Source organism: Gardnerella sp. C0684A1 (assembly GCF_055326835.1).
The window spans coordinates 1-277 of the sequence record NZ_JBLTSX010000025.1 but is presented as its reverse complement, the minus strand read 5'-3'; the positions used below and the strand labels follow the sequence as shown (position 1 = coordinate 277).

Genomic DNA, 277 nt, shown 5'->3' with positions numbered 1-277 from the left:
GGGTCAGCATGACGCCCTTGGGCTTGCCCGTCGTTCCGCCGGTATAGAGGATAGCGGCCAGGTCGTCGCCGCCGCGCAGATGTTCTTCGGCAGGCTCGGCCGCAAGCAGCCGCGCCTCATAGTCAGGCGAGCCGGCAACGAGGACCGTCTCGATGCAGGGCGCGAGACTGCGCAGTTCGGACGCATGCCCCAGATGCTTCTCGTCGACGATGAGAATCCGCGTGTCGCAGTCCGCCAGAGAATAGGCGATCTCGCCCAACGTCCAACGCAGGTTGAC

General features: G+C 65.3%; 1 protein-coding gene. It reads right to left on the bottom strand.

Annotated features, from left to right (window positions below):
* On the bottom strand, nucleotides 1-277 hold a 277-nt coding region (locus ACNEUN_RS06235; RefSeq protein ID WP_463631564.1), incomplete at both ends, for an AMP-binding protein.